The sequence below is a fragment of the Pseudomonas sp. GD04019 genome (assembly GCF_029837695.1).
GTDB lineage: Bacteria > Pseudomonadota > Gammaproteobacteria > Pseudomonadales > Pseudomonadaceae > Aquipseudomonas.
Genome location: NZ_JAOEEA010000013.1, coordinates 106,481 through 132,701, shown reverse-complemented (window position 1 = coordinate 132,701; position 26,221 = coordinate 106,481). Strand labels below are relative to the sequence as shown.

Sequence of the window (26,221 nt, the reverse complement as noted above, 5' to 3'; positions counted from 1 at the left end):
GGAGGCTGCGTGCGGCTCGGTTCTCCCTCACCCCAACCCCTCTCCCGAGGGGAGAGGGGCTACAGGAATAGCGGCTCATGATTCCTCCGCATCCAGCAGCAGATTTTCCAGCTGCGCCCGGTACTCGCCGGGCTGTTGCCAGAGGCCGCGCTGCTGAGCCTCCAGCAGGCGTTCGAGCATGTCCTGCAACGCGCCGGGGTTGTGCTGCTGGATAAAGTCGCGGGTCTCGCGATCCAGCAGGTAGGCGTCGGCCAGCAGGGCGTACTGGTGGTCGTCGACCAGCTCGCTGGTGGCGTCGAAGCCGAACAGGTAGTCGACCGTGGCGGCCAGTTCGAAGGCGCCCTTGTAGCCGTGGCGTTTCATTCCGGCGATCCACTTGGGATTCACCGCGCGGGCGCGCACCACGCGGCTCAGCTCTTCCTTGAGCGTCCGGACGCGCGGGTTGTCCGGCTGGCTGCTGTCGCCGAAGTAGCTGGCGGCCTTGGCGCCGCGCAGGGTCTCGACCGCCGCCAGCATGCCGCCCTGGAACTGGTAGTAGTCGTTGGAATCGAGAATGTCGTGCTCGCGGTTGTCCTGGTTGTGCAGCACCGCCTGCAGCTGCTGCAGGCGTTCGGCGAACTGCGCGCGGGCTGGCAGGCCCTCGGCGCCCTGGCCGTAGGCGTAGCCGCCCCAGTTCAGGTAGACCTCAGCAAGATCCGCACGGGTCTGCCACAGGCGCTCTTCCACCGCGTTCTGGATGCCGGCGCCATAGGCACCCGGTTTGGCGCCGAAGATGCGCCAGCCGGCCTGGCGGCGTGCCTCGACCGGGTCCAGGCCTTGGTCCTGATGGCTCAAAGTTTCCTGCCACACCCGTGCCGAGAGCGGGTTCATATGTTCCGGCTCGTCCAGCTCGGCCACTGCCTGCACGGCCGCATCGAACAGGCGGATCAGGTTGGCGAAGGCATCGCGGAAGAAGCCGGAGACACGCAGGGTCACGTCCACCCGTGGGCGGCCGAGCTGTTCCAGCGGTAGCACCTCGATGCGTTCGACCCGCTGGCTGCCGGGCTGCCACACCGGGCGTACGCCGAGCAGGGCCAGGGCCTGGGCGATGTCGTCGCCGCCGGTGCGCATGGTCGCCGTGCCCCATACCGACAGGCCCAGGCGCTGCAGATGCTCGCCCTCGTCCTGCAGATGGCGCTCGAGCAGGCGTTCGGCGCTCTGCACGCCGATGCGCCAGGCAGTGGGGGTGGGCAGGTGGCGCACGTCCACCGAATAGAAGTTGCGCCCGGTGGGCAGCACGTCCAGGCGCCCGCGGCTGGGCGCGCCGCTCGGGCCAGGCGGCACGAAGCGGCCTTGCAGGGCGGCGAGCAGGCCGTTCATTTCGGCATCGCCGCAACTATCCAGCAGAGGGGCAATATGGCCGCGCAGCTCATTTAGAACAGCATTGCTGGCCGGACCTGGCGCAGGCGATTCGGGCTGTTCGATCAGCTGCAACGCCAGCAGCTCCAGGCGCTCGCGAGTGTCGCCACGGCTGCGCCAGGGCTCATCGCTCAACGCCTGCAGGCAATCCGGGTGCGGGCCGCTCCAGGGTTCGGCCGGCTCGCCGCCCAGTGGGTCGAAGTCCAGCTCAAGGTCCTGGGCCAACGCGCGCAGCAGGCTGGCGTGCTGGCCATGGCCGTCTCCACGGGGGATGCGTACCAGCGACAGCAGGGTGTCGCGGCGCAGGCGCCCGCTGGGCGATTCGCCGAAGCAGTGCAGGCCGTCGCGGATCTGCGACTCCTTGAGGTCGCACAGGTAGGCGTCCAGCTGTGGCAGCCAGCTGCCCGGGTCGTCGTTGACCTGCAGGCCCAGCTCGCGGTCGAGGCTGGCCTCGCGCACCTTGCGCTGGATTTCGCTGCGCAGCTCCAGGGCGCGGCGCGGGTCGAGCTGGCTGGCTTCGTAGTATTCGTCGGCCAGGCGCTCCAGATCGCGCAGCGGGCCGTAGCTCTCGGCGCGGGTCAGTGGCGGCATCAGGTGGTCGAGGATCACCGCCTGGGTGCGGCGCTTGGCCTGGGTGCCTTCGCCGGGGTCGTTGACGATAAAGGGGTAGAGATTGGGTAGCGGGCCGAGGATCGCGCTCGGCCAGCAGGCCTCGGACAGGCCGACGCTCTTGCCCGGCAGCCATTCCAGGTTGCCGTGCTTGCCCACATGGATCAGCGCGTCGCTGGCGAAGGCCGTGCGCAGCCAGCAGTAGAAGGCCAGGTAGCCATGCGGTGGCACCAGGTCCGGGTCGTGGTAGACCGCCGCAGCATCGACTTGGTAACCGCGCGCCGGCTGGATGCCGACGAAGGTCAGGCCGAAGCGCAGGCCGGCGATCATCAGGCGGCCGGCGCGGTACATCGGGTCCTGTTCGGGTGGGCCCCAGCGTTCCAGCACGGCGCGTTGGTTGGCCTCGGGCAGGCTGGCGAACCAGCGCTGGTAGTGATCCAGCGCCAGGCTCTGGGCGCAGGGGCGGGCGTCGAGGTTATCGAGGTCGTTGGTCACGCCGCCGAGCAGTTGGTGGATCAGCGCGGTGCCGTCGTTCGGCAGACCTTCGACCGGGTAACCCTGCTGCTGCAGGGCGCGCAGGATATTCAGCGCGGCGGCCGGGGTATCCAGGCCGACGCCATTGCCGATGCGGCCGTCGCGGGTCGGGTAGTTGGCCAGGATCAGGGCGATGCGCTTGTCGCAGTTGGCCTTGGCGGCCAGCCGGGTCCAGCGCAGCGCCAACTCGGCGACGAAGTCCATGCCCGGCAGGTGCGGGCGATAGCGCACCACGTCGCTCTGGCTGCGTTCGCTGCGCGCGGCCACGCTCTTGAAGCTGATCGGCCTCGTGATCAGGCGGCCATCCAGCTCGGGCAGGGCGATATGCATGGCCAGGTCGCGCGGGCCCAGGCCCTGGGCGCTGGCCTGCCACTGTTCTTCGCTATCGAGGGCGCAGAGTGCCTGCAGTACCGGCACGTCACGCCTGAACGGCCGCTCCTGTGGCGATTCCGGGTTGGATTGGGCGAAGCCGGTAGTGTTGAGGATCACCGCCGCGTCGGCCTCGCCCAGCCAGGTCTCGACCTGCGCCAGGCACTCGGCTTCCTTGAGGCTGGCGACGGCAATCGGCAGCGGGTTGAGGCCTAGGGCCTGCAGGCGCTGGCAGAAGGTGTCGACGAAGGCGGTGTTCCCGGCCTGGACCTGGGCGCGGTAGAACAGCAGCGCCGCCACCGGCTGGCCCGGTTGCCAGTCGACGCGCCAATGGTCGAGGGTCGCCTCACCGTGGCGTGGGTGATGGATCAGCGTACGCGGTAGGGCGCGTGGCTCGCTCCACGGATAATTGCGATCCAGCCAGCGACTGGCGGCGCAGTGCAGCAGATGCCGCGCGTTGTCCGCGCCGCCCTGGCGCAGGTACTGCCACAGGCGCTGGCTGTCCTCGCTCGGCACATTGCTCAGCGTGGTCAGCTCGGGGTCGGGGCTGTCGTCGCCGGGCACCAGGATGATCCTGGCGCCTTGCCGGCCCAACTCAACCAGGCGTTCGATGCCGTAGCGCCAGTAACTGACGCCGCCGTGCACCGAGATCAGGATGACCTTGGCATGGCGCAGCACCTGCTCGACGTAGAAATCCACCGAGGCGTGGTTGGGCAGCTGCGCCGGGCTGGCCAGGCGCAGGCTGGGGAAATCCTCGGGCAGCTCGCGCGCTACCTCGGCCAGTAGCGACAGATGCGAGTCGCCGGTGCAGAGGATCACCAGCTCGGCCGGGGTCTGGCCGAGGTTGGCGATGCTGTCGGCCGGCAGGGTGACGCCGGCCTGGGCGCGCAGCAGGTGCATGGGTCAGGGTTCCGAGTGGCCTGGGAGACCCTCACCCCAGCCCTCTCCCGGGGGGAGAGGGAGGTGGTGCGGCGCCAGGGTTTCAGTCGGGCGTAGCTTTGCTCCCCTCTCCCCTCGGGAGAGGGGCCGGGGGTGAGGGAGCCACAGCCGGCTCGCTCTCATCACGCCAGCGCCGCCCGCAGCTCCGCCTCGATGGCGGCGCGGTCCAGGCTCTGGCCGATCAGCACCAGGCGCGTCTGCCGTGCCTCGTCTGCGCCCCAGGCACGGTCGAAGTGGCGGTCGAAGCGCTGGCCGACGCCCTGTACCAACAGGCGCATGGCCTTGTCGGGGATGGCGGCGAAGCCTTTGACGCGCAGGATGCCGTGCTTGGCCACGGCGTCCTTCAGGGCGGCCAGCAGGCGTGCCTCTTCGGCTTCCGGCAGGACCAGGTCGAAGGAGTCGAACTCGTCGTGGTCGTGATCCTCGTCTTCCTCGTCGTGGTGGGTGCGACGGGCGTCGATATGCAGTTCGGTCTCGCAGTTCAGGCCGAGCAGCACGCCGAGCGGCAGGTCGCCGCCCTGGGCCTCGATCACCTTGACCGCTGGCGGCAGCTCCTCGGCCACCTCGGCGCGTACGGCGGCCAGGGCGGCGGCGTCGAGCAGGTCGGTCTTGTTCAGCACCACCAGGTCGGCGCTGGCCAGTTGGTCGGCGAACAGCTCGTGCAGCGGCGATTCGTGATCCAGGTTCGGGTCCTGCTTGCGCTGGGCGTCCACTTGGTCGGGGAAGGCGGCGAAGGTGCCGGCGGCTACGGCTGGGCTGTCGACCACGGTGATCACCGCATCCACGGTGCAAGCGGTGCGGATTTCCGGCCAGTTGAAGGCCTGTACCAGTGGCTTGGGCAGGGCCAGGCCGGAGGTTTCGATGAGGATGTGGTCCAGCTCGCCGCGGCGGGCCACCAGCTCGCGCATCACCGGGAAGAATTCTTCCTGCACGGTGCAACACAGGCAGCCGTTGGCCAGTTCGAAGATGCGACCGTTGGCTTCTTCCTCGGTACAGCCGATGGAGCACTGCTTGAGAATGGCGCCGTCGATGCCCAGCTCGCCGAATTCGTTGACGATCACCGCAATGCGGCGGCCGCCGGCATTGGCCAGCAGGTGGCGGAGCAGGGTGGTTTTACCAGCACCGAGAAAGCCGGTGACGATGGTGACGGGAAGTTTGGCGAGCGATTGCATGGCAGCCCCGGAAGCGTCGTGAAATGGACGGACGGGCAGGGCGAGGCACGCGCGGACGAGCGAGGGCCGAACACCACCGGATCACCCCGCCCGGTTGTCGAAACATTTGCGAGGCAGGTCTCCTGGCTCACGGTGTGCGGCATTGCTGCTGCTGCGATTCCCCACCTTCCCGCCGGTTGGCAGTGGTCTATCGGGGAATCTCGTCCGTTCACAGTTGCGGGGGCAGCCAGGGCATGGACCCTGTTCCCTCTTAGCTTCTTCGGCTGGCGAAGAAGAACCTCGGAAAGGCTGCAAGGCTACGCAGTGCCCCCAAGGCGGTCAACCGCGCGGTTGACGCTGGAGCGGCCTTCGTGATGTTCTAGAAAAGCTGTTTCAGGTGCCTCTCGCCGCCGTGCGCGAGGTGAAACGGGAAGCCGGTGGGCCCTTCTCCGCGTGGAGTGGGCGAGTCCGGCGCTGCCCCCGCAACGGTAAGCGATCGACGGGTCCTCAATGCCACTGTGCCTCGTGCATGGGAAGGCCGACCCGGTTCCTGCAAAGGCGTCGCAAGCCCGGAGACCGGCCTGAATCTTCGTTGAACCCGATTGGACGCCTGGTGAGCCAGGGCCTGCCGTTATCCGGCGGGGCCGGTGCGCTGCAGACGTTGAACGGGCTCGTTGGCAACCCGCGGTGGGCGGGCGCATGCCGGTTTATGGCCCTGGGCGGGCCATTACCTCACTGCGACCTTCTGCCGGAATACCAATCCCTGGAAGGTGCTCATCATGTCCAGCCGCACGCTGTCGTCCTCCGCCGCTGTTTCACTCCCGCTGTCCAAACGCCTGGCCATTGCCGCCGGCAGCTGCCTGCTCGGCGCGCTGCTGATTTTCTTCGCCGGCTTCTCGCACATCGAGGCGATGCATAACGCCGCCCACGATACGCGCCACAGCGCCGCCTTCCCCTGCCACTGAGACAGCCCGCCATGATCAAGCGTATCGCCCAGACCGCGGGCTTCGCCGGCCTGCTGGCCGCCATCGTCCTGACCCTGCTGCAGAGCCTGTGGGTCACCCCGCTGATTCTGCAGGCGGAAACCTTCGAGACCGCCGAGCCGGTGGCCGAACACAGCCATGAGGCGCCGGTCGCCGCCCATGAGCACGAACATGAAGAGGCCGCCGGCCATAGTCACGACGGCGAGGCCTGGGCTCCCGAAGATGGCTGGCAGCGCACCCTGTCCACCGGCCTGAGCAACCTGGTGGTGGCCGTCGGCTTCGCTTTGATGCTGGCCGGTCTATTTACCCTGCGTGCGCCGAACCAGACTTGGCAGGGCCTGCTCTGGGGCCTGGGTGGTTTCGCCGTGTTCAGCCTGGCGCCGTCCGCCGGCCTGCCGCCGGAACTGCCGGGTACCGCCGCCGCCGACCTGCTGCTGCGCCAGTACTGGTGGATCGGCACCGCGGTCGCCACCGCCGCCGGCCTGGGCCTGATCGCCTTCGGTCGTAACTGGGCACTGCGTGGCGTCGGTCTGGTGTTGCTGGCCGTGCCGCACCTGATCGGCGCGCCGCACCCGGAAGTGCACGAGAGCCTGGCGCCCGCTGCCCTGGAGCGTGAGTTCATCCTCGCCTCACTGCTGACCAACGCCGTGTTCTGGTCCGCCCTGGGCCTGGCCGCCGCCTGGTTTTTCGCCCGTGGCGAACAGCAGGACTCCTGATCCGGTGATAGTCGCCGGTCTCGGCTGCCGTCGCGGATGCACGGCGGCCGAACTGCGCGAACTGCTGGAAAAGACCCTGGCGCAACTCGCGTTGCCGCTGACTGCGCTGCATGGCCTGGCCAGCAGCGCAGTCAAGCGCGATGAGGCGGGGCTGCTGCAGCTGGCCGCTGACCTCGGCCTGCCGCTGGATTTCTACTCGGCCGAGCAACTGGCGTTCTACGAGCCGCAGCTCAGTGAAGGCTCGGAGCGGGTGCGAGAGCTGACCGGCGCCGCCAGCGTGGCCGAGGCCAGTGCCTTGGCCGGCGCGGCCAAGCTGAGCGATCGGCCGGCCAGCCTGATCTATAGTAAACAGCGCAGTGCGGCCGCTACCCTGGCCATCGCCCGCGCCTGAATCGGAACCTTCCATGACCGTCTATTTCATCGGTGCCGGCCCCGGCGATCCCGAGCTGATCACCGTCAAGGGCCAGCGCCTGATCCGCAGCTGCCCGGTGATTCTCTACGCCGGCTCGCTGGTGCCCGAGGCCGTGCTGCAGGGCCACAGCGCCGAGTTGGTGGTGAATACCGCCGAGCTGCACCTGGCGCAGATCGTCACGCTGCTGGCCGAGGCCCACGCCAGGGGCCAGGACGTGGCTCGCGTGCATTCCGGCGACCCGTCGCTGTACGGCGCTATCGGCGAGCAGATTCGTGAATTGCGCGCGCTGCAGATTCCCTTCGAGATTATCCCCGGCGTCACCGCCACGGCGGCCTGCGCGGCGCTGCTGGAGGCCGAACTGACCCTGCCCGAGGTGGCGCAGACGGTGATTCTCACCCGCTACGGCCATAACTCGCCGATGCCGGTGGGGGAGGAGCTGGGCGCCCTGGCCAGCCACCGCGCGACCATGGCCATTCACCTCGGCGTGCAGCACCTGCCGCGCATTGTCGAAGAGTTGCTGCCGCATTACGGCGCCGATTGCCCGATTGCCGTGGTGCATCGCGCCAGTTGGCCCGACCAGGATTGGGTACGGGGCACCCTGGCGGATATCGAGGCCAAGGTGGCCGCGAAGGGCTTTCGCCGCACGGCGCTGATTCTGGTCGGTCAGGTGCTTCAGCCGGCGGATTTCGGCGAGTCGGCGCTGTATGCCGAGGCCACCTGCCACCTGTTCAGGAACGACGGCGCAGGCAGTACAGACTGAGGTCGCTGTTGCCCTGGTTGTCGGCGATGGCGATCTCACCGCCCAGGGCCTGCAGACGCGTGTTCAGCTCGCTGGCGTAGAGCGCCTGGCGAAAGCGTGGGTAGTCTAGTTGCGGTGCCAACCACTGCTGCAGCTGCGGCAGGCGAAAGGCCCAGTAGCCGGCCTGGCAATGGAAGCCAGCCGCCTGCAACTGGGCGAGCAGGGCGGCATCGCCGGCGAGCACGGCCTGGCACTGGGCGAAGAAGCTTTCCACGGGATCGTTCATGGCGGCGAATATTGCGTGCCGCTGAGGGTGCGGGCAACCTGTGCGCCTCTTTCGGGCAAGGAACTCTCATGCGTGACTATCAGTGGCTGCACGAATACTGCCTCAACCGCTTCGGCTCGGCCGCGGCGCTGGAGGCCAGGCTGCCGCAGCCGAAGAGTGCCGCCGAGCTGCGTAAGCTGAGTGACGACCGCTACCTGTCGCTGATCGCCCTGCGGGTGTTCCGCGCCGGCCTCAAGCACAGCCTGGTGGACGCCAAGTGGCCGGCCTTCGAACAGGTGTTCTTCGGCTTCGATCCGGAGAAGGTGGTGCTGATGGGCGCCGAGCACCTGGAGCGGCTGATGCAGGACGAGCGCCTGATCCGCCATCTGGGCAAGCTCAAGAGCGTGCCGCGCAACGCTCAGTTCGTTCTCGATGTGCAGAAGGACAAGGGCAGCTTCGGCGCGCTGATCGCCGACTGGCCGGTGACCGACATCGTCGGCCTGTGGAAATACCTGGCCAAGCACGGCAGCCAGCTTGGCGGCCTGTCGGCGCCGCGCTTCCTGCGCATGGTCGGCAAGGACACCTTCATCCCCACCGACGACATGGTCGCTGCGCTCAAGGCCCAGGAAATCATCAACAAGGCGCCGACCAGCCAGAAGGACCTTGCCCTGGTGCAGGCCGCCTTCAACCAGTGGCACGAACAGAGCGGCCGACCGCTGTGTCAGTTGTCGGTGATGCTGGCGCATACGGTCAACCACTGACAAAGCTACTGCGCGGGCGTGATCTCGGTGTGGGCGGTGCTCGGAATCCTCATGTACTAGCTGTACATTCCGGTTCCTGTGCTCCGGCCGCACCGAGCTGACACCCGCTCGCTACGCTTTGTGCTCCGAAGGGGGAATGCCATGCAGCAGGACATCATCCGCGTCGCCCAGGCCATCCAGGACGCCGAGCGCATCCTGATCATCACCGGTGCCGGCCTCTCGGCGGACTCCGGGCTGCCCACCTACCGCGGGCTCGGCGGCCTGTATAACGGCCTGACGGCCGAGGGCCTGCCGATCGAGTCGGCATTATCCGGGCCGATGCTGCAGCGAGATCCGGCTCTGTGCTGGAAATACCTGGCTCAGCTCGGTGAGGCCTGCCTGAACGCCAGCCCCAATGCCGGGCATGCCGCCATCGCCGAGCTGCAGCGGCGCAAAGCGGGTTGCTGGGTGCTGACGCAAAATATCGACGGCTATCACCGCCAGGCGGACTCTCCGCCGGAGCGACTGATCGAGATCCACGGCGAACTGGCGCCGCTGTTCTGCCAGTCCTGCGGCGCAGAAGACCCCGAGTTGGCCGTGCACCTGCAGAAGCCTCTGCCTCCACGTTGCGCCCAATGCGGGGGCATCCTGCGCCCGCCGGTGGTGCTGTTCGAGGAAATGCTGCCGGAGGATGCCATTGGTCGGCTTTATGACCAGGTGCATAAGGGCTTCGAAGTGGTTATCGCGGTCGGTACTACGGCGAGCTTCCCCTACATAGTCGAGCCGGTGGTTGAGGCCCGCAGGAATGGGGGTTTCACCGTGGAAATCAATCCGCAGCAGACCGATATCAGCCGCTGGGTGGATGCCCGTTTATCGGGGAGGGCGTCAGACGTTTTGCCGGAACTACTGAGTCACATTCCGGGGCATTGAATTTGCAAATCAGGTTCGCAGAGGGCATAGTCGCCCCCTTATAAAAACCAGACTGACACGGTCGTGCCCATGCTAAAGCGCTTCGCACCCCTCGTGCCCATTGCACTCTCTGTCCTGTTGGCGGCCTGCGCCACCCAGCGGGCGCCGCAGTCCCAGATGGATCTGGCTGAACAACCGCAAAAGCCCGTCGAGTACATGACCGACGAGCAGATGGCGGATCTCACGGACGACAAACCCTACGAACTGCCTTCGCTGGCGGACAATATCCTGGCCCATGGCCTGTCCCTGGTCGGTACCCGTTACCGCATGGGCGGTACCTCGGCGACCAGCGGTTTTGACTGCAGCGGCTTCGTCGGCTTCCTGTTCAAGGAAGAGGCCGGCATGAAGCTGCCGCGCTCCACCCGCGAGCTGATCAACCTGGACGCGCCGCTGGTATCGCGCAGCGAACTGGAGCCGGGCGACCTGATCTTCTTCAACAACCGCGGGCGCGGCCGCGTCAGCCACGCCGGCATCTACCTGGGCGACGACCAGTTCATCCATTCCAGCAGCAGCCGCAGCGGCGGCGTACGGGTGGACAGCCTGGACGACAGCTACTGGAGCCGCAGCTACATGGAAGCCAAGCGCGTGCTGGCCATGGCGCCGGAGCAGCCGTCCGCCGAGCGTTCGCCGCTGCATCGTTGATTCAACTCTGATCCCAAGCAGTGCACGGGCCTTGCGCCCGTGCCGGCGAGCCGGCAGAGTAGGGCGCATTCCGGCCAGGACGACCGCCCATGCATTTCACGGCTCGCCTCTCCCTGCTAGCCCTCGCCGCGCTGCTCACCGCCTGCGCCGGCAACCCTCCCTCGCAAGAACCCTACAATCCCTTCCCCATCATCGGCGCCAATGCCGATGATGTGGTGATCAGCGCCATCGGCCTGGAAGGCACGCCCTATCGCTACGGCGGCAATACGCCGGAGAGCGGCTTCGACTGCAGTGGCTTGATCGGCTACGTCTACCGCAATGCCGCGGGTATCCAGCTGCCGCGCTCGACCCGCGACATGGTCAATCTGCGCGTGCCCAATGTCGGCCGCAGCGACCTGCAGAGCGGCGACCTGGTGTTCTTCGCCACCAATGGCGGCGGCAAGGTCAGCCACGCCGGCATCTATGTCGGCGAGGGGCGCTTCGTGCACGCGCCGTCCAGCGGCGGCACCGTGCGCCTGGACTACCTGACCCAGGCCTACTGGCAGAAGAGCTACCTCGGCGCCAAGCGGGTCCTGGCCGCCGGCCAGCTGGCACGCCAGCCATGACCAACCGCACGCTCAATCTCGACGACGCCCTCTACCAGTACCTGCTGGATGTGTCCCTGCGCGAGGCGCCGCTGCTCAAGCGCCTGCGCGAAGAGACGGCGCTGCTGCCGATGGCGCGCTGGCAGATCGCCCCCGAACAGGGCCAGTTCATGGCCCTGCTGGTGCAGCTGTGCGGCGCGCGCAAGATTCTCGAGATTGGTACCTTCACTGGCTACAGCGCCCTGTGCATGGCCCAGGCGATGCCCGAAGACGGCCGGCTGATCTGCTGCGACCTGCCCGGCGAGTACAACGCCATTGCCGAGCGCTACTGGTACGAGGCCGGGATGAGCGAACGCATCGACCTGCGTCTGGCGCCGGCGCTGGAGACCCTCAATGCGCTGGAGCGCGGCGGCCACGGCGAGAGCTTCGACCTGATCTTCATCGACGCCGACAAGGCCAACTACACGGTGTACCTGGAGCACGCCCTGGTGCTGGCGCGCAAGGGTGGCCTGATCCTGTTCGACAACACCCTGTGGAGTGGCCGGGTGCTGGAGCAGAACCCGGACAGCGCGGATACCCGCGCGGTACAGGCGCTCAACCGCGGCCTGCGCCGTGATACGCGCGTCGATCTGAGCATGCTGCCGCTGGGCGACGGCCTGACGCTCTGCCGCAAGCGATAGGACTCGCGGCTGCCGCACGCCATGCCGGAAGTCATCCGCCTGCCGCCACAGCCTGACGCCTGCGAGCTCTGCGCCCGCACTCTGCCGCTGACCCGCCACCATCTGATCCCCAAGGCCCTGCACGACAAGCCTTACGTGCAGAAGCGCTTCGCCAAGAGCGAACGCATCACCGCGACCTTGTGGGTCTGCCGCGCCTGCCACAACCAGATCCACAAGCTGTTCAGCGAGAAGGAGCTTGCGCTGACCTACAACAGCCGCGCGGCGCTACTTGGCGACCAGCGCCTGCGCACCTTCGTCGAGTGGCTGGCGAGCAAGCCGGCGGGATTCACGCCCAGGCCCTGAAACGACGTCAGGCGGCCAGTACCTCGCATTCCACCACGCAGCGCTGGCAGGCCTGGGCGCATTGCTGGCAATGGTCGTGCGGGTGTTTGCCGCACTCCTCGGCGCAGGCCTGGCAGGTTACCGCGCAGAGCCGCAGGAATTCGTCGCACAGCGGGCTGTCGCGCACCATCAGGCGCTCGGCCAGGCGGCAGATGTCGGCGCAGTCGATATCGCAGGCGATGCAGATGGCCATGTTCTGCAGGTCTGGCTCCTTGAGACAGGCGGCGAGACAGGTTTCGCAGGCGATGGCGCAGGCGCTGCAGGCCTGGATGCAGGAGGCGTAGTTTGGCTTGGCCATGGGATTCTCCTTTGCTCGGATTGTCTTGGCTGTGAGCCCCTGTACCGTCGAGGGTTCGACCGATCTGCCGGGCGGCGCGCAGCGCGAGGCCGGACTAAGCTTGCCGCAGTTCGGCTCGATCGATACGGTCGGGCCTGCATTGTCCAGGGCGAGGGGCAGCGCGTGATGAGCAAGGCAGCAGAGGCTTACCAACCGTCCACCGTGCTGGTGGTCGACGATACTCCCGACAACCTGATGCTGATGACCGACCTGCTGAAGGACAGGTATCGGGTCAAAGCTGCCAACAGTGGCGAGAAGGCGCTACAGATCCTCCAGGGTAATTCGCTGCCCGACCTGATCTTGCTGGACATCATGATGCCGGGCGTATCCGGCTATGAGGTGGCCGAGCGCCTCAAGCAAGAGCCGCGTACCCGTGACATTCCGATCATCTTCCTCACGGCCATGGCGGCCACCGAGGATGAGATCCACGGCCTGGCGCTGGGCGCTGCCGATTACATCACCAAGCCCATCAGCCCACCGGTCGTCCTGGCGCGGGTCGAGACCCAGCTCAAGGTCAAGGCGGCAGCAGATTTCCTGCGCGACCAGAACGAGTTTCTCGAGCAGGAGGTTCAGCGGCGCACGCGCGAGGTGATGGCCATCCAGGACGTCACCATCCATGCCATGGCCTCGCTGGCCGAAACGCGCGACAACGAGACCGGCAACCACATCCGTCGCACGCAGAACTACGTCAAGTTGCTTGCCGAGCTGTTGCGTGACCATCCGCGCTTCCGCCACTTCCTCGATGAGGACACCATCAGGCTGTTGTACAAGTCCGCGCCGCTGCACGACATCGGCAAGATCGGTATCCCCGACCGCATCCTGCTTAAGCCCGGGCGGTTCACTCCCGAGGAGTTCGAGATCATGAAGACCCACACCACGCTGGGTCGCGATGCCATCCAGCATGCCGAGGACCAACTGGGCGTGGATGTCGACTTTCTCCGTCTAGCCAAGGAGATCGCCTACAGCCACCAGGAGAAGTGGGATGGCAGCGGCTATCCTGAAGGCCTGGCCGCCGACGACATTCCCATCAGTGCCCGCCTGATGGCGGTGGCGGACGTCTACGATGCGCTGATCAGCCGTCGCGTATACAAACCCGGCATGCCCCACGAGCAGGCCGTCGGCATCATCCGCGAGGGCCGCAGCTCGCATTTCGATCCGGACATCTGCGACGCCTTTCTGGCCAATGCCGAGCGCTTTCGTGAAATCGCCGAGCGCTTTGCCGACGGCGACCAGGAAATGGCCAAGCAGTTGGCCGCCCTGGAGCAGATCGCCCAGGAGCCCTGAGCACCGGCCAAAACCTCGCAGAAGGAGTCTGGGATGAGAGCGCTGGTATTGCTTGAACGTCTCGCGCTGCGGCACAAGCTAATCCTGGGTTTTGCCGTGCTGCTGGCGCTGGCCCTTGCGCTGGGGATACAGAGCTTGCGCACCCAGGCCCGGCTGACCGGCGATCTGCAGCATCTCTACGATCAGGATCTGATGGGCGCCCTGCACCTGCACGAGGCGAGGGTGCAGTTGCCGCACATCGTCCAGGCGTTGCAGCGCTCGGTGACCACCAGCAACGCGGAAGTCCGCATGGAGGCCCTGCAACAGCTGGAAAGCGCTCGGCAGCGCCTGCATGAGGCCCTGGCCCAGGCCAAGAGCACTCTTTGGCGCAACGAAAATCAGGTCAAGCTGGCGACGCTCGAACTGCACCTGGAGCGGCTGGAGCAGACCGGAGACGAGGCCCTGCAGCTCGCCGGGCAGGGGCGCCAGGGCCAGGCGCAGCTGTTGCTCAACAGCGACGACTTCCAGCGACTCGACCGCCGCGCCGACGACCTGCTCGAGGAGATAGCGCAGGTCAAACAGGCGGCACTGCGCGACTTGGTTGCGCGCATCTCCGATTATGCCCGGCAGCAAAGCCTGCTCACCTACGCCTTGTTGCTGGGCGGCCTGGCGCTGGCTCTGGTGCTGGCCTGGCTGGTCAGCCAGTCGATCCGCAATCCGCTGGAGCGGGTGCGCAATGCCGTCGACCAGCTGGCGGCCGGGCAGCTGGGCCGCAGCATCCCGCATACCGATCTGCACAACGAGACCGGCGACCTGGCACGCGCCATTGCCCAGTTGCAGATCGAGCTGCGCCAGCTCGAACGGCAGCGCTGGGTCAAGGGACATGTCTCGCTGCTGCAGAGCGACCTGCAACAGGCGGAAACACCGCAGCAACTCGCCCAAGCCTTTTTCGCTCGCATCGCGCCGCAACTGGGCATGTGCCAGGGGGTGTTGTACGTGCTCTACCAGGGGGCGCCCCGTCTACAGCTGGTGGGTAGCTACGCGGTGGATGGCGAGCACCCGCCGCACGCCGAGATCGAGCTTGGCGAGGGGCTGCTCGGCCAGTGCGCACTGGATCGCCAGCCGCGTCAGCTGGACCACCTGCCCGCGTCCTTCTGGCATGTGCGTTCCCAATTGGGCGAGGCTGCCGTCAGCCATCTGCTGGTGCAGCCGGTGATGCGCGGCGAGCGCCTGCTCGGCGTACTGGAACTGGCCGGGTTTCGCCCTCTGGAGGAAAACGAGGCGCTGTTGCTGCAGGAGGTGCTGCCCAGGCTGGCTGGCGCCATGGCCATCATGGAGCGCAGCGAGACGGCCCAGGCGCTGCTGCAGGAGACCCGGCGTCAGGCCGACGAGATGGGCGCCCAGGCCCAGCAGCTGGAGCACCAGGCCCGGGAATTGGAGGTGCAGCAGGCAGCTCTGCGCGCTACCGAGGCCTGGTACCGCGGCATCATCGAGGCATCGCCGGACGGCATGCTGGTGCTGGGCGCCGACGGTCGCATCCTGATGACCAACCCCCAATTGGATATCCTGTTCGGCTATGAGCACGGCGAGCTGATCGGCGAAAGCGTCGAGCGCCTGGTGCCTCAGGGCGCCCGCGAACGCCATGCAGGCTTGCGCAACGGTTTCATCGCTACCGGCACCACCCGGCAGATGGGGGCCAACCTGGATGACCTGCGCGGCGTGCGCAAGGACGGCAGCCTGTTCTCGGTGGAGATCGGCCTGTCCCACCTGCCCAGTCTGGCAGGGCGCGGCATCTGCGTGTGCGCTTCGGTGCGCGATGTCAGCGAGCGCCGGATGATGGAGACCAAGCTGCGCACGGCCAGTGAACGCCTGAACCTGGCCCAGGAGGCTGGCGACATCGGTCTGTTCGATGTCGATCTGGTCACTGGCCAGAACTACTGGACGCCGCAGTTGGAGAAGATGTTCGGGCTCCAGCCCGGTGGCTTCGGCGGCACCCTCGAACACTGGACGGCGATGGTGCACCCGGAAGATGTGGAGCGGGCCAGCGGCGTATTCATCGAAGCGATCGAAAGCGGCGCCGATCGCCTCGAACTCGACTTCCGCATCGTGCGGCAGAACGACGGGGTGGTGCGAACCTTCAAGTCGCTCAGCCGCTTCACACGGGCCGCTGACGGCACGCCGCTGCGCGCGACGGGGATCAATATCGACATCAGCGCGCTGACCGAGGCACGGGCGCTGGCCGAGGAGGCTACCCGAGCCAAGAGCGAGTTCCTCGCCAACATGAGCCACGAGATCCGCACGCCGATGAACGCCATCATCGGCATGAGCCACTTGGCGCTGCGTACGGAACTGGACAACAAGCAGCGCAACTACATCGAGAAAGTGCACCGCTCGGCGGAGAATCTGCTGGGAATCATCAATGACATTCTCGACTTCTCCAAGATCGAAGCCGGCCGCATGAGCCTCGAGCAGATCCCCTTCCGCCTGGAGGATGTGCTCGACAACTTTGCCGGGATGATCGGTCTCAAGGCCGAGGACAAAGGCCTCGAGTTGTTGTTCCAGATCCAGGCCGACCTGCCGACCGCACTGGTCGGCGACCCGCTGCGTCTGGGCCAGGTGCTGATCAACCTGGGCAACAACGCCGCCAAGTTCACCGAGCGCGGCGAGATCGTGGTGGGCGTGGAGCCGGTGGCTGCGAGCCTGGAGCAGGTGGAGCTGCACTTCTGGGTGCGCGACACCGGCATCGGCATGACGGCCGAGCAGTGCGGGCGCCTGTTCCAGTCATTCAGTCAGGCCGACAGCTCGACCACCCGCAGATACGGCGGCACCGGGCTGGGCCTGTCCATCTCGAAGAAGCTGGTGGAGTTGATGAACGGGCGCATCTGGGTGGAGAGCGAGCCGGGGCATGGCTCCACCTTCCACTTCCAGGTGCAGCTGGGGGTGCAGCAGGGTGCCCAGCCGCGGCGCATGTTCAAGGCCGACGAACTGCTGGGCATGCGTGTGCTGGTGGTGGACGACAACGCCAGCGCCCGCGAGATCCTCTCGGGTATGGCGCGTGGCTTCGGCCTGGAGGTGGATGTCGCCGAAAGCGGAGGCATGGCCCTGCGCCTGCTGGCCGATGCCGAGGCAAGGACGCTGCCGTACGACCTGGTGCTGATGGACTGGCGCATGCCGGGCATGGACGGCATGGAGACGGTGAGTCGGATGCACTCCGCCAATCTGCGCTACACGCCATCGGTGATCATGGTCACCGCCTTCGGTCGTGAAGAGGCCCGCGAGGAGGCCGAGCGGAAGGGCATCCAGCTGCCGGTGGTGCTGACCAAGCCGGTGACCTCCTCGACCCTGCTCGAGGCCATCGGCGCGGTGCTGGGCAAGGGCGTGCAGAGCGACACCCGCGCCACCGAACGCTCCGGGCAAAACGCCAGCACCATGGCCAATCTGCAGGGCTCGCGGTTGCTGCTGGTGGAGGACAATGAACTGAATCAGGAGTTGGCCCGCGAGTTGTTGGAGAGCGCCGGGGTGCAGTTGCGCCTGGCCTGGCACGGCCAGGAGGCGTTGGACATCCTGGCCGTCGACAACGACTTCGACGGCGTGCTGATGGATTGCCAGATGCCGGTGATGGACGGCTACACGGCAACCCGCAGGATTCGCGAGCAGGCGCATCTTGCTGCGCTGCCCGTGATTGCCATGACCGCCAACGCCATGGAGGGTGACCGCGAGCGCGCCCTGGCCAGCGGCATGAACGACCACATTCCCAAGCCGCTCAATGTCGAGAGCATGTTCATCACCCTGGCCAAGTGGATCAAGCCGCGGTCCGCGCGGCAGGTGGCGGCGCCGTCCCCCGAGCCTTCACGGGACGGCTTGCCGGCCAGCATCGAGGGCATCGACATGGCGGCCGGGCTGGCCACCTGCATGGGGCGCCGCGATCTCTATCTGCGCCTGCTGGGCAAGTTCCGCACTGCCCAGGCCGGCTTCGCCGAGCAGTTCCAGGCTGCGCTGGCCGACCCCGATGCGCGTGCCGCAGAACGGCTGGCCCACAGCCTGCGCGGTACCGCCGGCAACATCGGCGCCAGGGGCGTGGCGCAGGCCGCCGCCGAGCTGGAGCGGGCCTGTCAGGCCGGCGAGACAGCCGAGGTGCTGCAGGACCGGGCGGCGGAGGTGCAGCGCTGTCTGGCACCGACGCTGGCGGCGCTGGCTGGGCTGGGCGATGGCGGCGCGGGAACGGCAGGCGTTGCGCCGCGCAGCGATGCCGAGCTGGATCGGCAGCTGACCCGGCTCAAGCACCTGCTGGCCGAGAGCGATACCGCCGCCCTGAGGGTACTCGAGCAGCTGCGCGGGTTGTCACTCGACCCGGTCCTGGCCAAGCGCCTGGCGCAAGTCGCGCAGCAGGTCGAACTGTTCGATTTCGACCGGGCCCTGGAACTGTTGCAGGGGCAATTCTCTTGAGGCGCCCGCCGGCGCCGTTCCATTGTTCCACTCGGAGTGGACGTCATGATCATCGCCGAAGCCGTATTCCTCGTCGTCGACGACGCCGACACCATGCGCAAGGTCAACTGCAGCCAGCTTGAGCGTCTGGGCGCCCGGCATACCCTGACCGCCGCCAACGGTGCAGAGGCACTCGCTGTGCTGAGAACGCGCAAAGTCGACGTGATCCTCTCCGACTGGAACATGCCGGTGATGGATGGCCTCAGCCTGCTGCGCGAGGTGCGCGGCGACCCCAGGTTGGCGGCGCTGCCGTTCATCATGATCACCGCCGAGAGCTCGCGCGCGCAGATCACCGAGGCCATCGCCGCCGGGGTGAGCAGCATCCTGATCAAGCCTTATACCGCCAACGACCTGTCACAGCGCCTCGAGCGCGCCATGCGCCAGCGGCCGCGGGTGCCGCGGCCGGTGGTTGAGGCAGCTCCGGTAGGCGAGGCCGAGCCGGTGGCCGAGCGCCGCCCGACCCTGCTGGTGGTGGACGACGTGCCGGACAACCTGGCGCTGATCGCCGGGCTGTTCCAGGACGAGTACCGGGTGCTGGCTGCCCGCGACGGACGCGGCGCGCTGGCCATCTGCACCTCGGACGCACCGCCGGACCTGGTGTTGCTGGACGTGATGATGCCGAACATGGACGGCTTCGAACTGGCTCAGCACCTGCGTAGTCACCCGACTGCCAGCCGCATCCCGCTGATCTTCATCACCGCCATGAACGACCCGGCGGCGCAGTTGCGCGGACTGGAGCTGGGGGCGGTCGATTTCGTCAGCAAGCCGGTGGACCCCAAGTCGCTGCACCTGCGGGTAGTCAACCTGCTGCGCCTGGTCGAGCAGCGCAATGCCTTGCAGCAGGAATACGACAACATGCTGGAGCTGGAGCGCCTGCGCGAGGAGGTCAGCAGTATGTCGCGCCACGACCTCAAGGCGCCGCTGTGCAATATCCTTGGCCTGACTCGCGGCCTGCTCGAGGGTGGCAATCTCCTACCGCGCCAGCTGCACATGCTGCACAGCCTGGAGAACGATTGTCGGAGCCTGCTGGGAATGATCGACCTGGCCGCCGATCTGCACCGGATCGAGACCGGCCGCTTCGTGCTGCGCCCGATGCCATTCAACCTGCTGGAAATGACGCGGCGCCTGTGCGAGTCGGCCCGGCTGACTTACCAGGCCAAGGGCCTGACGATCGAGGTGGTGGCCGAGGACGCCAGCGAGTCGACGCCGCTGCTGGCCAACGGCGAGGAGCTGATGTGCTTCTCACTGCTGAACAACCTGCTGAAGAACGCCTGCGAAGCGGCCCCGGATCACGGCCGCGTGCGCCTGACGCTGGCACGTACCGACCGCGTCGTACTGGTCATGGAGAACCAGCCTGCAGTACCAGCGGCGTTTCGCGCACGCTTCTTCGAGAAGTACGCAAGCCATGGCAAGCCCGGCGGTACCGGCCTCGGCACCTATTCGGCGAGACTATTGGCCGAGGCCCAGCGCGGCAGCCTGGAGCTGGAGGTGGACGATGCTGCCAATCTCACGCGCCTGCGCCTGAGCCTGCCAGTGGCGGAGCAGGGGGCGACCAGTCCGGCGCGTTGACGTGCCCCGGCCCAGCAACTACCCTGCGCGCCTGCTTCAGGTGCCCCGACGCGACGCGTGCGTGGGTGAAACAGGGAAGCCGGTGCATTCGTTATGAAGATTCCGGCGCTGCCCCCGCAACGGTAGGTGAGTAGAAGGGTCGCTCGACGCCACTGTGCCGCGGCACGGGAAGGCGCGATCCGCAGGCCGCGAGGCCTGGCTCACGAGCCCGGAGACCGGCCTGTCGCGATCCACGGCAGTGCGGCGGGCTCTGCGGTTGCGGCCCCTCGGGCCTGGCCGCTCCTTTCCTCGTTCTGTCCTTGTTTATGCTCGTGTACCCGCCAGCCGGGTGCGCAGGGCGCTCTGGCGCCGGCAAAGAGGAGTCCGAACATGAACGAGTCGGCCGAACGCGACGCCCGTCACCTGGCGCGCATGCAACGCAAGAAAGCCCTGATCGACGAGAAGATCGCCCAGGCCCAGGACGAATACGGCCTGCTGCTGGTGCATTCCGGCAACGGCAAGGGCAAGAGCAGCTCGGCCTTCGGCATGGTCGCCCGCGCGCTGGGCCACGGCATGCGGGTGGGCGTGGTGCAGTTCATCAAGGGCGCCGCCAGCACCGGCGAAGAAGCTTTTTTCCGCCGCTTCCCAGACGAGGTGCAATGGTTCGTGATGGGCGAGGGCTTCACCTGGGAGACCCAGGACCGCCAGCGCGACATCGCCATGGCCGGCGAGGCATGGCAGGTGGCACGCCGGCTGCTGGCCGACGAGAGCATCGGCCTGGTGGTGCTGGACGAGCTGAACATCGCGTTGAAGCACGGCTACCTGCAACTGGGCCAGGTGCTCGCCGATATCGAGGCGCGGCCGTTGTTGCAGCACGTGGTGGTGACCGGCCGCGGCGCGCAGCCGGGGATGATCGAGGCGGCGGATACGGTGACCGAGATGACCCTGGTCAAGCATGCATTCAAGGCCGGAGTGAAAGCCCAGAAGGGAGTGGAGTTTTGAGCGCTTACCCTCTCCCCGGCCCTCTCCCGCAGGCGGGAGAGGGGGATGTGAATCTGAAGCCAGCGCGTACTACTCCCCTCGCCCATTTATGGGAGAGGGGTTGGGGGAGAGGGCGATGACCGCACGCCACTGCCCGGCCCTACTGATCGCCGCGCCCGCGTCGGGCCAGGGCAAGACCACCGTCACCGCCGCCCTGTCGCGCCTGCACAGCCGTGCCGGCAAACGGGTGCGGGTGTTCAAGTGCGGCCCGGACTTCCTCGATCCGATGATCCTCGCCCGCGCCAGCGGCGCGCCGGTGTACCAGCTGGACCTGTGGATGGTCGGCGAGGACGAGACCCGGCGCCTGCTCTGGCAGGCGGCCGGCGAGGCCGACCTGATACTCATCGAGGGCGTCATGGGCCTGTTCGACGGCAGCCCCTCGGCCGCCGATCTCGCGCGCCGTCTGCAAGTACCGGTGCTCGGCGTGATCGACGCCGGCGCCATGGCCCAGACCTTCGGCGCCATGGCTTATGGCCTGGCGCACTTCCAGCACAGCCTGCCGTTCGCCGGGGTGCTGGCCAACCGCACTGGCAGCGAGCGCCACAACGGCATCCTGCGCGACAGTCTGCCTCCCTCGATCCGCTGGTTCGGCGGCCTGCCGCGTTCCGCCGCGATCGAGCTGCCGCGCCGTCACCTGGGGCTGATCCAGGCCGAGGAACTGGCCGATCTGGACACCCGCCTCGACGCCGCCGCCGATGCCCTGCTGGCCAGCGCCGGCGAGCTGCTGCCAGATCCGGTGAGCTTCGCTGCGCCGACCGCGCAGGTCGTCGAACCGCTGCTGGCTGGCGTGCGCATCGGCGTGGCCCGCGACACCAGCTTCGCCTTCCTCTACCAGGCCAACCTCGACCTGCTGCGCGCGCTGGGCGCCGAGCTGGTGATGTTCTCGCCGCTGGCCGACCATACCCTGCCGGAGGTGCACAGCCTGTACCTGCCCGGCGGCTATCCCGAGCTGCACCTGCGCCAACTGCAGGGCAATCGACCGATGCTCGATGCCATTCGCGCCCATCACGCGGCCGGCAAACCGATCCTCGCCGAGTGCGGCGGCATGCTCTATCTGCTCGAGGCATTGACCGACAAGCAGGGTGAGAGCGCCGAACTGCTCGGCCTGCTGCCGGGGCGCGCGGTGATGCAGCCTCGCCTGGCGGCGCTGGCGTTGCAGGCAGTAGAGCTGCCGGAAGGCAGCCTGCGCGGGCATACTTACCACCATTCCGTGCTCGACTGCGCCCAGGCGCCGCTGGCCCGTGGCGTGTGCCCGAACGGCAAGCCGGTGGCCGAGGCGGTGTTCCGCAGCGGGCGCCTGACCGCTTCCTATATCCACTTCTACCTGCCGTCCAACCCCAGGGCGACGGCCGAGTTGCTGTTGCCATGAACGACCACGCCTTCAGCCCCGACGAGCGCGCCGCCGTCTACCGCGCCATCGCCGAGCGCCGCGACATGCGCCACTTCGCCGGCGGGCAGGTGGCCCCGGAGCTGCTCGCGCGTCTGCTGCAGGCGGCGCACCAGGCGCCCAGCGTCGGCCTGATGCAGCCGTGGCGCTTTGTCCGCGTCACCCGGCCCGAACTCAGGGAGAGTATCCATGGCCTGGTCGAGGCCGAGCGGGTGCGCACCGCCGAGGCGCTGGGTGAGCGCAGCGACGAGTTCATGCGGCTCAAGGTCGAGGGCATCCGCGACTGCGCCGAGCTGCTGGTGGCGGCCCTGATGGACGGCCGCGAGGCCCATGTGTTCGGCCGCCGCACCTTGCCGCAGATGGACCTGGCCTCGCTCAGCTGCGCCATCCAGAACCTCTGGCTGGCGGCGCGTGCCGAAGGCCTGGGACTGGGCTGGGTGTCGCTGTTCGATCCGCTCGCCTTAGCCGAGCTGCTCGGCATGCCGGCCGGTAGCCAGCCGGTGGCGGTGCTGTGCCTGGGGCCGGTGAGCGAGTTCTATGAGCGGCCGATGCTGGTGCAGGAAGGCTGGGCCAGCGAGCGGCCGCTGAGCGAGCTGGTATTCGCCGACCGCTGGGGGCAGCAGACGTGAGCCTCGCGCTGTCCGCCCTGGCCGGCATGGGCCTGGATGCCTGGTTCGGTGAGCCGCGGCGCTGGCACCCGCTGGTGGGCTTCGGCAACCTGGCCAAGCGCATCGAGCAGCGCCTCAACGCCGGTGGTCGCGGCTGGCGCAGTCATGGTGTCAGCGGCTGGTGCCTGGCGGTGCTGCCGCCGGTGGCACTGGTCTGGCTGCTGAGCCTGACCGACCTGGGCTGGCTGCTGGAGATTCTCGCCCTGTATTTCGCCGTCGGCCTGAAGAGCCTCGGTCAGCATGCGCTGCCGGTGGCGCAGGCGCTGCGCCTGGGCGATCTGCCGCAGGCGCGGCAGCGTGTCGGTTATCTGGTCAGCCGGCGCACCGCCGAGCTGGACGCCACCGGCGTGGCTCGCGCCGGCACCGAGTCGGTGTTGGAGAACGGCTCGGATGCGGTGTTCGCCGCGCTGTTCTGGTTCTGCCTGCTCGGTGCGCCAGGCGTAGTGCTATACCGCCTGAGCAATACCCTGGATGCCATGTGGGGCTACCGCAACGAGCGCTTCGAGCGCTTCGGCTGGGCCGCCGCGCGCATCGACGATCTGCTCAATTACATCCCCGCACGCCTGGTTGCGCTGACCTACGCACTGCTCGGGCGCACCGGCCTGGCCCTGCGCTGCTGGCGGCGCCAGGCGCCGCAGTGGGACAGCCCCAACGCCGGGCCGGTGATGGCCGCCGGCGCCGGTGCCCTGGGCGTCAGCCTGGGTGGCGCGGCCGTCTACCATGGCATCGAGGAGCAGCGCCCGCAGCTGGGCGAGGGCGCGCCGCCCCAGGCCCGCGATATCGAGCGGGCGCTCAACCTGGTGCATGGCGGTGTGGCCCTGTGGCTGCTGATACTGGTCGTGGGAGGGCTGTACCTTGCTTGAGCACGGTGGCCGCCTGCGCGAGGCAGCGCGGCGTTACGGCATTGCGCTGGCGGACTGGCTCGACCTGTCCACCGGCATCGCGCCCTATGGCTGGCCACTGCCGGCCATCCCCGGCTCTGCCTGGCAGCGCCTGCCCGAGGTCGACGACGGTCTGGAGGCGGCCGCTCGCGACTATTACGGCGTGTCAGCACTGTTGCCGGTGGCCGGTTCCCAGGCGGCGATCCAGGCCCTGCCGCGTCTGCGCCGCCCTGGCTTGCGGGTCGGCGTCGTGTCGCCGGCCTACGCCGAGCATGCCGCGGCGTGGCGCCGCGAAGGGCATCTGGTGCAGGAACTGGGTGAGGGCGCGGTGGAGCGCTCGCTGGAGCGCCTCGACGTACTGCTGGTGATCAACCCGAACAACCCCAGTTGCCGGCTGATGGAGCGCGAGCGCCTGCTCGCCTGGCATGCGCGTCTGGCCGAGCGCGGCGGCTGGTTGCTGGTGGACGAGGCCTTTATGGACTGCACGCCGGAGCACAGCCTGGCGGCCGACAGCCAGCTGCCGGGGCTGATCGTGCTGCGCTCGTTCGGCAAGTTCTTCGGCCTGGCCGGCATCCGCCTGGGCTTCGTACTGGCCGAGAGCGAATGGCTCGAACGCCTGGGCGAGCAGCTCGGGCCCTGGGCTGTCAGCGGACCGACCCGTGCGGTGGCCAGCGCCTTGCTGGCCGACAGCGAGGGGCAGCGCCGCCAGCGCGAGCGCCTGCGTGCCGATGGCCTGCGCCTGGCCGTGCTGCTCAGCGACCATGGCTTGGCCCCGGCCGGTGGCACCGCGCTGTTCCAACTGGTCGGCCATCCCCAGGCGGTCGGCCTGCATGGCTACTTCGCACGGCGCGGCATTCTCCTGCGCCTGTTCGCCGAGACCCGCTGCCTGCGCTTCGGCCTGCCCGGCGACGAAACAGGCTGGCAGCGCCTGGAGCAGGCGCTGAAGGAGAGGCCGCAATGAGCGCCACTCTAATGATCCAGGGCACCACCTCGGACGCCGGCAAAAGCACCCTGGTGACCGCCCTGTGCCGCTGGCTGCAGCGCCAGGGCGTGAGCGTGGTGCCGTTCAAGCCGCAGAATATGGCGCTGAACTCCGCCGTCACCGCCGATGGCGGCGAGATCGGCCGCGCCCAGGCGGTGCAGGCCCAGGCCGCGGGCCTGGCGCCGCACACCGATATGAATCCGGTACTGCTCAAGCCCAATTCCGATACCGGCGCCCAGGTGATCATTCATGGGCGAGCCGTGGGTAATATGAACGCCGTCGCCTACCACGACTACAAGCGCGTCGCCCGCGAGGCGGTGCTCGAGTCCCACGCACGGCTGACGGCGCAGTACCCGGTGGTGATGGTGGAGGGCGCCGGCTCGCCGGCCGAGATCAACCTGCGTGCCGGCGACATCGCCAACATGGGCTTCGCCGAGGCGGTGGACTGCCCGGTGCTGCTAATCGCCGATATCGACAAGGGTGGGGTGTTCGCCCATCTGGTGGGCACCCTGGAGCTGCTTTCGGAAAGCGAGCAGGCGCGGGTGAAGGGCTTCGTGATCAACCGCTTCCGTGGCGATATCGCCCTGTTGCAACCGGGGCTGGACTGGCTGGAGCAGCGCACCGGCAAGCCGGTGCTCGGCGTGCTGCCGTACCTGATGGACTTCCACCTGGAGGCCGAGGACGCGGTACAGGTGCTGCAGCCGGACAAGGAGCGCGAGGTGCTGCGCGTCGCCGTGCCGGTGCTGCCGCGCATCAGCAACCACACCGACTTCGATCCGTTGCGCCTGCATCCGCAGGTGGACCTGCAGTTCATCGGCCCCGGCCAGGCGATTCCGCCGGCCGACCTGATCATCCTGCCCGGCTCGAAGAGCGTGCGCGCCGACCTGGCGCGCCTGCGCGAGCATGGCTGGGACGCGGCGATCGCCCGCCACCTGCGCTATGGCGGCAAGGTGCTCGGCATCTGCGGCGGCCTGCAGATGCTCGGCACGCGCATTGATGACCCCCACGGCCTGGAGGGCCCGGCCGGCAGCAGCGCGGGCCTCGGCCTGCTCGACTACGCCACCGTATTGGAGCAGGAGAAGCAGCTGCGCAATGTGCAGGGTCGGCTGGTCCTTGGCGATCTGCCGGTCAGTGGCTATGAGATCCATGCCGGCGTCAGCTCCGGCCCGGCGCTGAGCAATCCCGCCGTGCGCCTGGACGATGGCCGCGCCGATGGCGCCATCAGCGCCGACGGCCAGGTCATGGCCACCTACCTGCACGGCCTGTTCGAGCGGCCGGCCGCCTGCGCCGCGCTGCTCGCCTGGGCCGGCCTACGCGAGGCGCGCCAGGTGGATTACCATGCGCGCCGCGAACGCGATATCGAGCGCCTGGCCGACCTGGTCGAGGCGCATCTGGATACCCGGCTGCTCCGCGAACTCTGTGGTCTGTAGGGTGGATGTCGTTGTGTACATCTACCTGGGCGCTGCTGGTGGATCGATGGAGCGCGATCCACCCTACACCGGCCGGCATTCTTGAGAG

The 26,221-nt window shown here is 67.8% G+C and carries 23 protein-coding genes, 1 other RNA gene and 3 riboswitches; of the genes, 20 read left to right on the top strand and 4 right to left on the bottom strand.

Going from position 1 to position 26,221, the window contains the following annotated elements; translation table 11 throughout:
• Positions 1-75 precede the first annotated feature (75 nt).
• Together cobN and cobW are read right to left on the bottom strand one after the other, a co-directional pair.
• A complete protein-coding gene (cobN, locus tag N7607_RS19660; protein WP_279865052.1) occupies positions 76-3,810 on the bottom strand; it encodes a cobaltochelatase subunit CobN in 3,735 nt (1,244 codons plus the stop codon).
• Positions 3,811-3,971: 161 nt separating this feature from the next.
• Entirely contained in the window at positions 3,972-5,021 is a 1,050-nt protein-coding gene (gene cobW / locus N7607_RS19655) for a cobalamin biosynthesis protein CobW (RefSeq protein WP_279865053.1), read from the bottom strand.
• 94 nt (positions 5,022-5,115) lie between these two features.
• Positions 5,116-5,318: riboswitch (cobalamin riboswitch) on the bottom strand.
• 60 nt (positions 5,319-5,378) lie between these two features.
• A riboswitch (cobalamin riboswitch) is annotated at positions 5,379-5,600 on the top strand.
• Positions 5,601-5,779: 179 nt separating this feature from the next.
• On the opposite strand from cobW, the gene N7607_RS19650 reads away from it, so the two are divergent.
• From N7607_RS19650 to cobM, 4 genes are read left to right on the top strand one after another with little or no spacing between them, the layout of a single operon-like run.
• Positions 5,780-5,965, top strand: coding sequence for a CbtB-domain containing protein (locus N7607_RS19650; protein ID WP_279865054.1), 186 nt, complete (start codon positions 5,780-5,782; stop codon positions 5,963-5,965).
• 11 nt (positions 5,966-5,976) lie between these two features.
• On the top strand, positions 5,977-6,699 hold the full coding sequence (locus N7607_RS19645) for a CbtA family protein (protein ID WP_279865055.1): 723 nt from the start codon (positions 5,977-5,979) through the stop codon (positions 6,697-6,699).
• Positions 6,677-7,090: a cobalamin biosynthesis protein gene (locus tag N7607_RS19640; protein WP_279865056.1), complete on the top strand. Its 414-nt coding sequence runs from the start codon at positions 6,677-6,679 to the stop codon at positions 7,088-7,090. The genes N7607_RS19645 and N7607_RS19640 overlap by 23 nt, the downstream gene beginning before the upstream one ends.
• A gap of 13 nt (positions 7,091-7,103) precedes the next feature.
• Complete coding sequence (cobM, locus tag N7607_RS19635; RefSeq protein WP_279865057.1) at positions 7,104-7,871, top strand: precorrin-4 C(11)-methyltransferase; 768 nt, start codon at positions 7,104-7,106, stop codon at positions 7,869-7,871.
• On the opposite strand, the gene N7607_RS19630 is transcribed toward cobM, so the two are convergent.
• Positions 7,840-8,136, bottom strand: coding sequence for a hypothetical protein (locus tag N7607_RS19630; protein WP_279865059.1), 297 nt, complete (start codon positions 8,134-8,136; stop codon positions 7,840-7,842). The genes cobM and N7607_RS19630 overlap by 32 nt on opposite strands.
• A 68-nt stretch (positions 8,137-8,204) precedes the next feature.
• Between N7607_RS19630 and N7607_RS19625 the strand changes: the two genes are divergently transcribed.
• The 7 genes from N7607_RS19625 to N7607_RS19595 all read left to right on the top strand — a co-directional run bounded on the left by N7607_RS19625 (position 8,205) and on the right by N7607_RS19595 (position 12,072).
• Positions 8,205-8,876: a DNA-3-methyladenine glycosylase I gene (locus tag N7607_RS19625; protein ID WP_279865061.1), complete on the top strand. Its 672-nt coding sequence runs from the start codon at positions 8,205-8,207 to the stop codon at positions 8,874-8,876.
• A 51-nt stretch (positions 8,877-8,927) separates the two neighbouring features.
• A non-coding RNA gene (locus N7607_RS19620) (sX9 sRNA) lies at positions 8,928-9,003 on the top strand.
• A 14-nt stretch (positions 9,004-9,017) separates the two neighbouring features.
• Positions 9,018-9,785 (top strand): NAD-dependent deacylase, encoded by a 768-nt coding sequence (locus N7607_RS19615; RefSeq protein WP_279865062.1) that lies wholly within the window; start codon positions 9,018-9,020, stop codon positions 9,783-9,785.
• Between the two features lie 69 nt (positions 9,786-9,854).
• A complete protein-coding gene (locus tag N7607_RS19610) occupies positions 9,855-10,466 on the top strand; it encodes an NlpC/P60 family protein (RefSeq protein WP_279865063.1) in 612 nt (203 codons plus the stop codon).
• 89 nt (positions 10,467-10,555) lie between these two features.
• Positions 10,556-11,071: a C40 family peptidase gene (locus N7607_RS19605; protein ID WP_279865065.1), complete on the top strand. Its 516-nt coding sequence runs from the start codon at positions 10,556-10,558 to the stop codon at positions 11,069-11,071.
• The gene (locus tag N7607_RS19600; protein ID WP_279865067.1) at positions 11,068-11,730 is read left to right on the top strand and encodes a class I SAM-dependent methyltransferase; all 663 of its coding nucleotides are present in this window, start codon (positions 11,068-11,070) and stop codon (positions 11,728-11,730) included. Before N7607_RS19605 ends, N7607_RS19600 begins: the two co-directional genes overlap by 4 nt.
• A gap of 21 nt (positions 11,731-11,751) precedes the next feature.
• A complete protein-coding gene (locus tag N7607_RS19595) occupies positions 11,752-12,072 on the top strand; it encodes a hypothetical protein (protein ID WP_279865069.1) in 321 nt (106 codons plus the stop codon).
• A gap of 7 nt (positions 12,073-12,079) precedes the next feature.
• Here the strand turns inward: N7607_RS19595 and N7607_RS19590 are convergent, their stop codons facing one another.
• Entirely contained in the window at positions 12,080-12,409 is a 330-nt protein-coding gene (locus N7607_RS19590) for a four-helix bundle copper-binding protein (RefSeq protein ID WP_279865071.1), read from the bottom strand.
• Between the two features lie 165 nt (positions 12,410-12,574).
• Between N7607_RS19590 and N7607_RS19585 the strand changes: the two genes are divergently transcribed.
• The 9 genes from N7607_RS19585 to N7607_RS19545 all read left to right on the top strand — a co-directional run bounded on the left by N7607_RS19585 (position 12,575) and on the right by N7607_RS19545 (position 26,133).
• Positions 12,575-13,732 carry a two-component system response regulator gene (locus N7607_RS19585; protein WP_279865073.1) on the top strand — a complete coding sequence of 386 codons (1,158 nt, stop codon included), beginning with the start codon at positions 12,575-12,577 and terminating at the stop codon, positions 13,730-13,732.
• A 33-nt stretch (positions 13,733-13,765) separates the two neighbouring features.
• Positions 13,766-18,157, top strand: a complete 4,392-nt coding sequence (locus tag N7607_RS19580; RefSeq protein WP_279865074.1) for a response regulator — start codon at positions 13,766-13,768, stop codon at positions 18,155-18,157.
• A gap of 45 nt (positions 18,158-18,202) precedes the next feature.
• The gene (locus tag N7607_RS19575; RefSeq protein WP_279865076.1) at positions 18,203-19,765 is read left to right on the top strand and encodes a hybrid sensor histidine kinase/response regulator; all 1,563 of its coding nucleotides are present in this window, start codon (positions 18,203-18,205) and stop codon (positions 19,763-19,765) included.
• 21 nt (positions 19,766-19,786) lie between these two features.
• Positions 19,787-20,004: riboswitch (cobalamin riboswitch) on the top strand.
• A 130-nt stretch (positions 20,005-20,134) separates the two neighbouring features.
• Entirely contained in the window at positions 20,135-20,746 is a 612-nt protein-coding gene (gene cobO / locus N7607_RS19570) for a cob(I)yrinic acid a,c-diamide adenosyltransferase (RefSeq protein ID WP_279865078.1), read from the top strand.
• A 115-nt stretch (positions 20,747-20,861) separates the two neighbouring features.
• Positions 20,862-22,154: a cobyrinate a,c-diamide synthase gene (locus tag N7607_RS19565; protein ID WP_279865080.1), complete on the top strand. Its 1,293-nt coding sequence runs from the start codon at positions 20,862-20,864 to the stop codon at positions 22,152-22,154.
• Positions 22,151-22,801, top strand: coding sequence for a 5,6-dimethylbenzimidazole synthase (gene bluB, locus N7607_RS19560; protein ID WP_279865081.1), 651 nt, complete (start codon positions 22,151-22,153; stop codon positions 22,799-22,801). The genes N7607_RS19565 and bluB overlap by 4 nt, the downstream gene beginning before the upstream one ends.
• The gene (gene cbiB, locus N7607_RS19555) at positions 22,798-23,703 is read left to right on the top strand and encodes an adenosylcobinamide-phosphate synthase CbiB (RefSeq protein WP_279865082.1); all 906 of its coding nucleotides are present in this window, start codon (positions 22,798-22,800) and stop codon (positions 23,701-23,703) included. The genes bluB and cbiB overlap by 4 nt, the downstream gene beginning before the upstream one ends.
• On the top strand, positions 23,696-24,682 hold the full coding sequence (gene cobD, locus N7607_RS19550) for a threonine-phosphate decarboxylase CobD (protein ID WP_279865084.1): 987 nt from the start codon (positions 23,696-23,698) through the stop codon (positions 24,680-24,682). Before cbiB ends, cobD begins: the two co-directional genes overlap by 8 nt.
• Positions 24,679-26,133: a cobyric acid synthase gene (locus N7607_RS19545; protein ID WP_279865086.1), complete on the top strand. Its 1,455-nt coding sequence runs from the start codon at positions 24,679-24,681 to the stop codon at positions 26,131-26,133. Before cobD ends, N7607_RS19545 begins: the two co-directional genes overlap by 4 nt.
• Positions 26,134-26,221: the final 88 nt, after the last annotated feature.

Coding starts and splice junctions, on each gene's coding strand:
- bluB (WP_279865081.1), top strand. CDS start 22,151: ATGAACGACCACGCCTTCAGCCCCGACGAGCGCGCCGCCGTCTACCGC.
- N7607_RS19580 (WP_279865074.1), top strand. CDS start 13,766: ATGAGAGCGCTGGTATTGCTTGAACGTCTCGCGCTGCGGCACAAGCTA.
- N7607_RS19595 (WP_279865069.1), top strand. CDS start 11,752: ATGCCGGAAGTCATCCGCCTGCCGCCACAGCCTGACGCCTGCGAGCTC.
- N7607_RS19590 (WP_279865071.1), bottom strand. CDS start 12,409: ATGGCCAAGCCAAACTACGCCTCCTGCATCCAGGCCTGCAGCGCCTGC.
- N7607_RS19645 (WP_279865055.1), top strand. CDS start 5,977: ATGATCAAGCGTATCGCCCAGACCGCGGGCTTCGCCGGCCTGCTGGCC.
- N7607_RS19575 (WP_279865076.1), top strand. CDS start 18,203: ATGATCATCGCCGAAGCCGTATTCCTCGTCGTCGACGACGCCGACACC.
- N7607_RS19650 (WP_279865054.1), top strand. CDS start 5,780: ATGTCCAGCCGCACGCTGTCGTCCTCCGCCGCTGTTTCACTCCCGCTG.
- cobN (WP_279865052.1), bottom strand. CDS start 3,810: ATGCACCTGCTGCGCGCCCAGGCCGGCGTCACCCTGCCGGCCGACAGC.
- N7607_RS19610 (WP_279865063.1), top strand. CDS start 9,855: ATGCTAAAGCGCTTCGCACCCCTCGTGCCCATTGCACTCTCTGTCCTG.
- cobO (WP_279865078.1), top strand. CDS start 20,135: ATGAACGAGTCGGCCGAACGCGACGCCCGTCACCTGGCGCGCATGCAA.
- N7607_RS19615 (WP_279865062.1), top strand. CDS start 9,018: ATGCAGCAGGACATCATCCGCGTCGCCCAGGCCATCCAGGACGCCGAG.
- N7607_RS19605 (WP_279865065.1), top strand. CDS start 10,556: ATGCATTTCACGGCTCGCCTCTCCCTGCTAGCCCTCGCCGCGCTGCTC.
- N7607_RS19625 (WP_279865061.1), top strand. CDS start 8,205: ATGCGTGACTATCAGTGGCTGCACGAATACTGCCTCAACCGCTTCGGC.
- N7607_RS19565 (WP_279865080.1), top strand. CDS start 20,862: ATGACCGCACGCCACTGCCCGGCCCTACTGATCGCCGCGCCCGCGTCG.
- N7607_RS19630 (WP_279865059.1), bottom strand. CDS start 8,136: ATGAACGATCCCGTGGAAAGCTTCTTCGCCCAGTGCCAGGCCGTGCTC.
- N7607_RS19545 (WP_279865086.1), top strand. CDS start 24,679: ATGAGCGCCACTCTAATGATCCAGGGCACCACCTCGGACGCCGGCAAA.
- N7607_RS19585 (WP_279865073.1), top strand. CDS start 12,575: ATGAGCAAGGCAGCAGAGGCTTACCAACCGTCCACCGTGCTGGTGGTC.
- cobM (WP_279865057.1), top strand. CDS start 7,104: ATGACCGTCTATTTCATCGGTGCCGGCCCCGGCGATCCCGAGCTGATC.
- cobW (WP_279865053.1), bottom strand. CDS start 5,021: ATGCAATCGCTCGCCAAACTTCCCGTCACCATCGTCACCGGCTTTCTC.
- N7607_RS19600 (WP_279865067.1), top strand. CDS start 11,068: ATGACCAACCGCACGCTCAATCTCGACGACGCCCTCTACCAGTACCTG.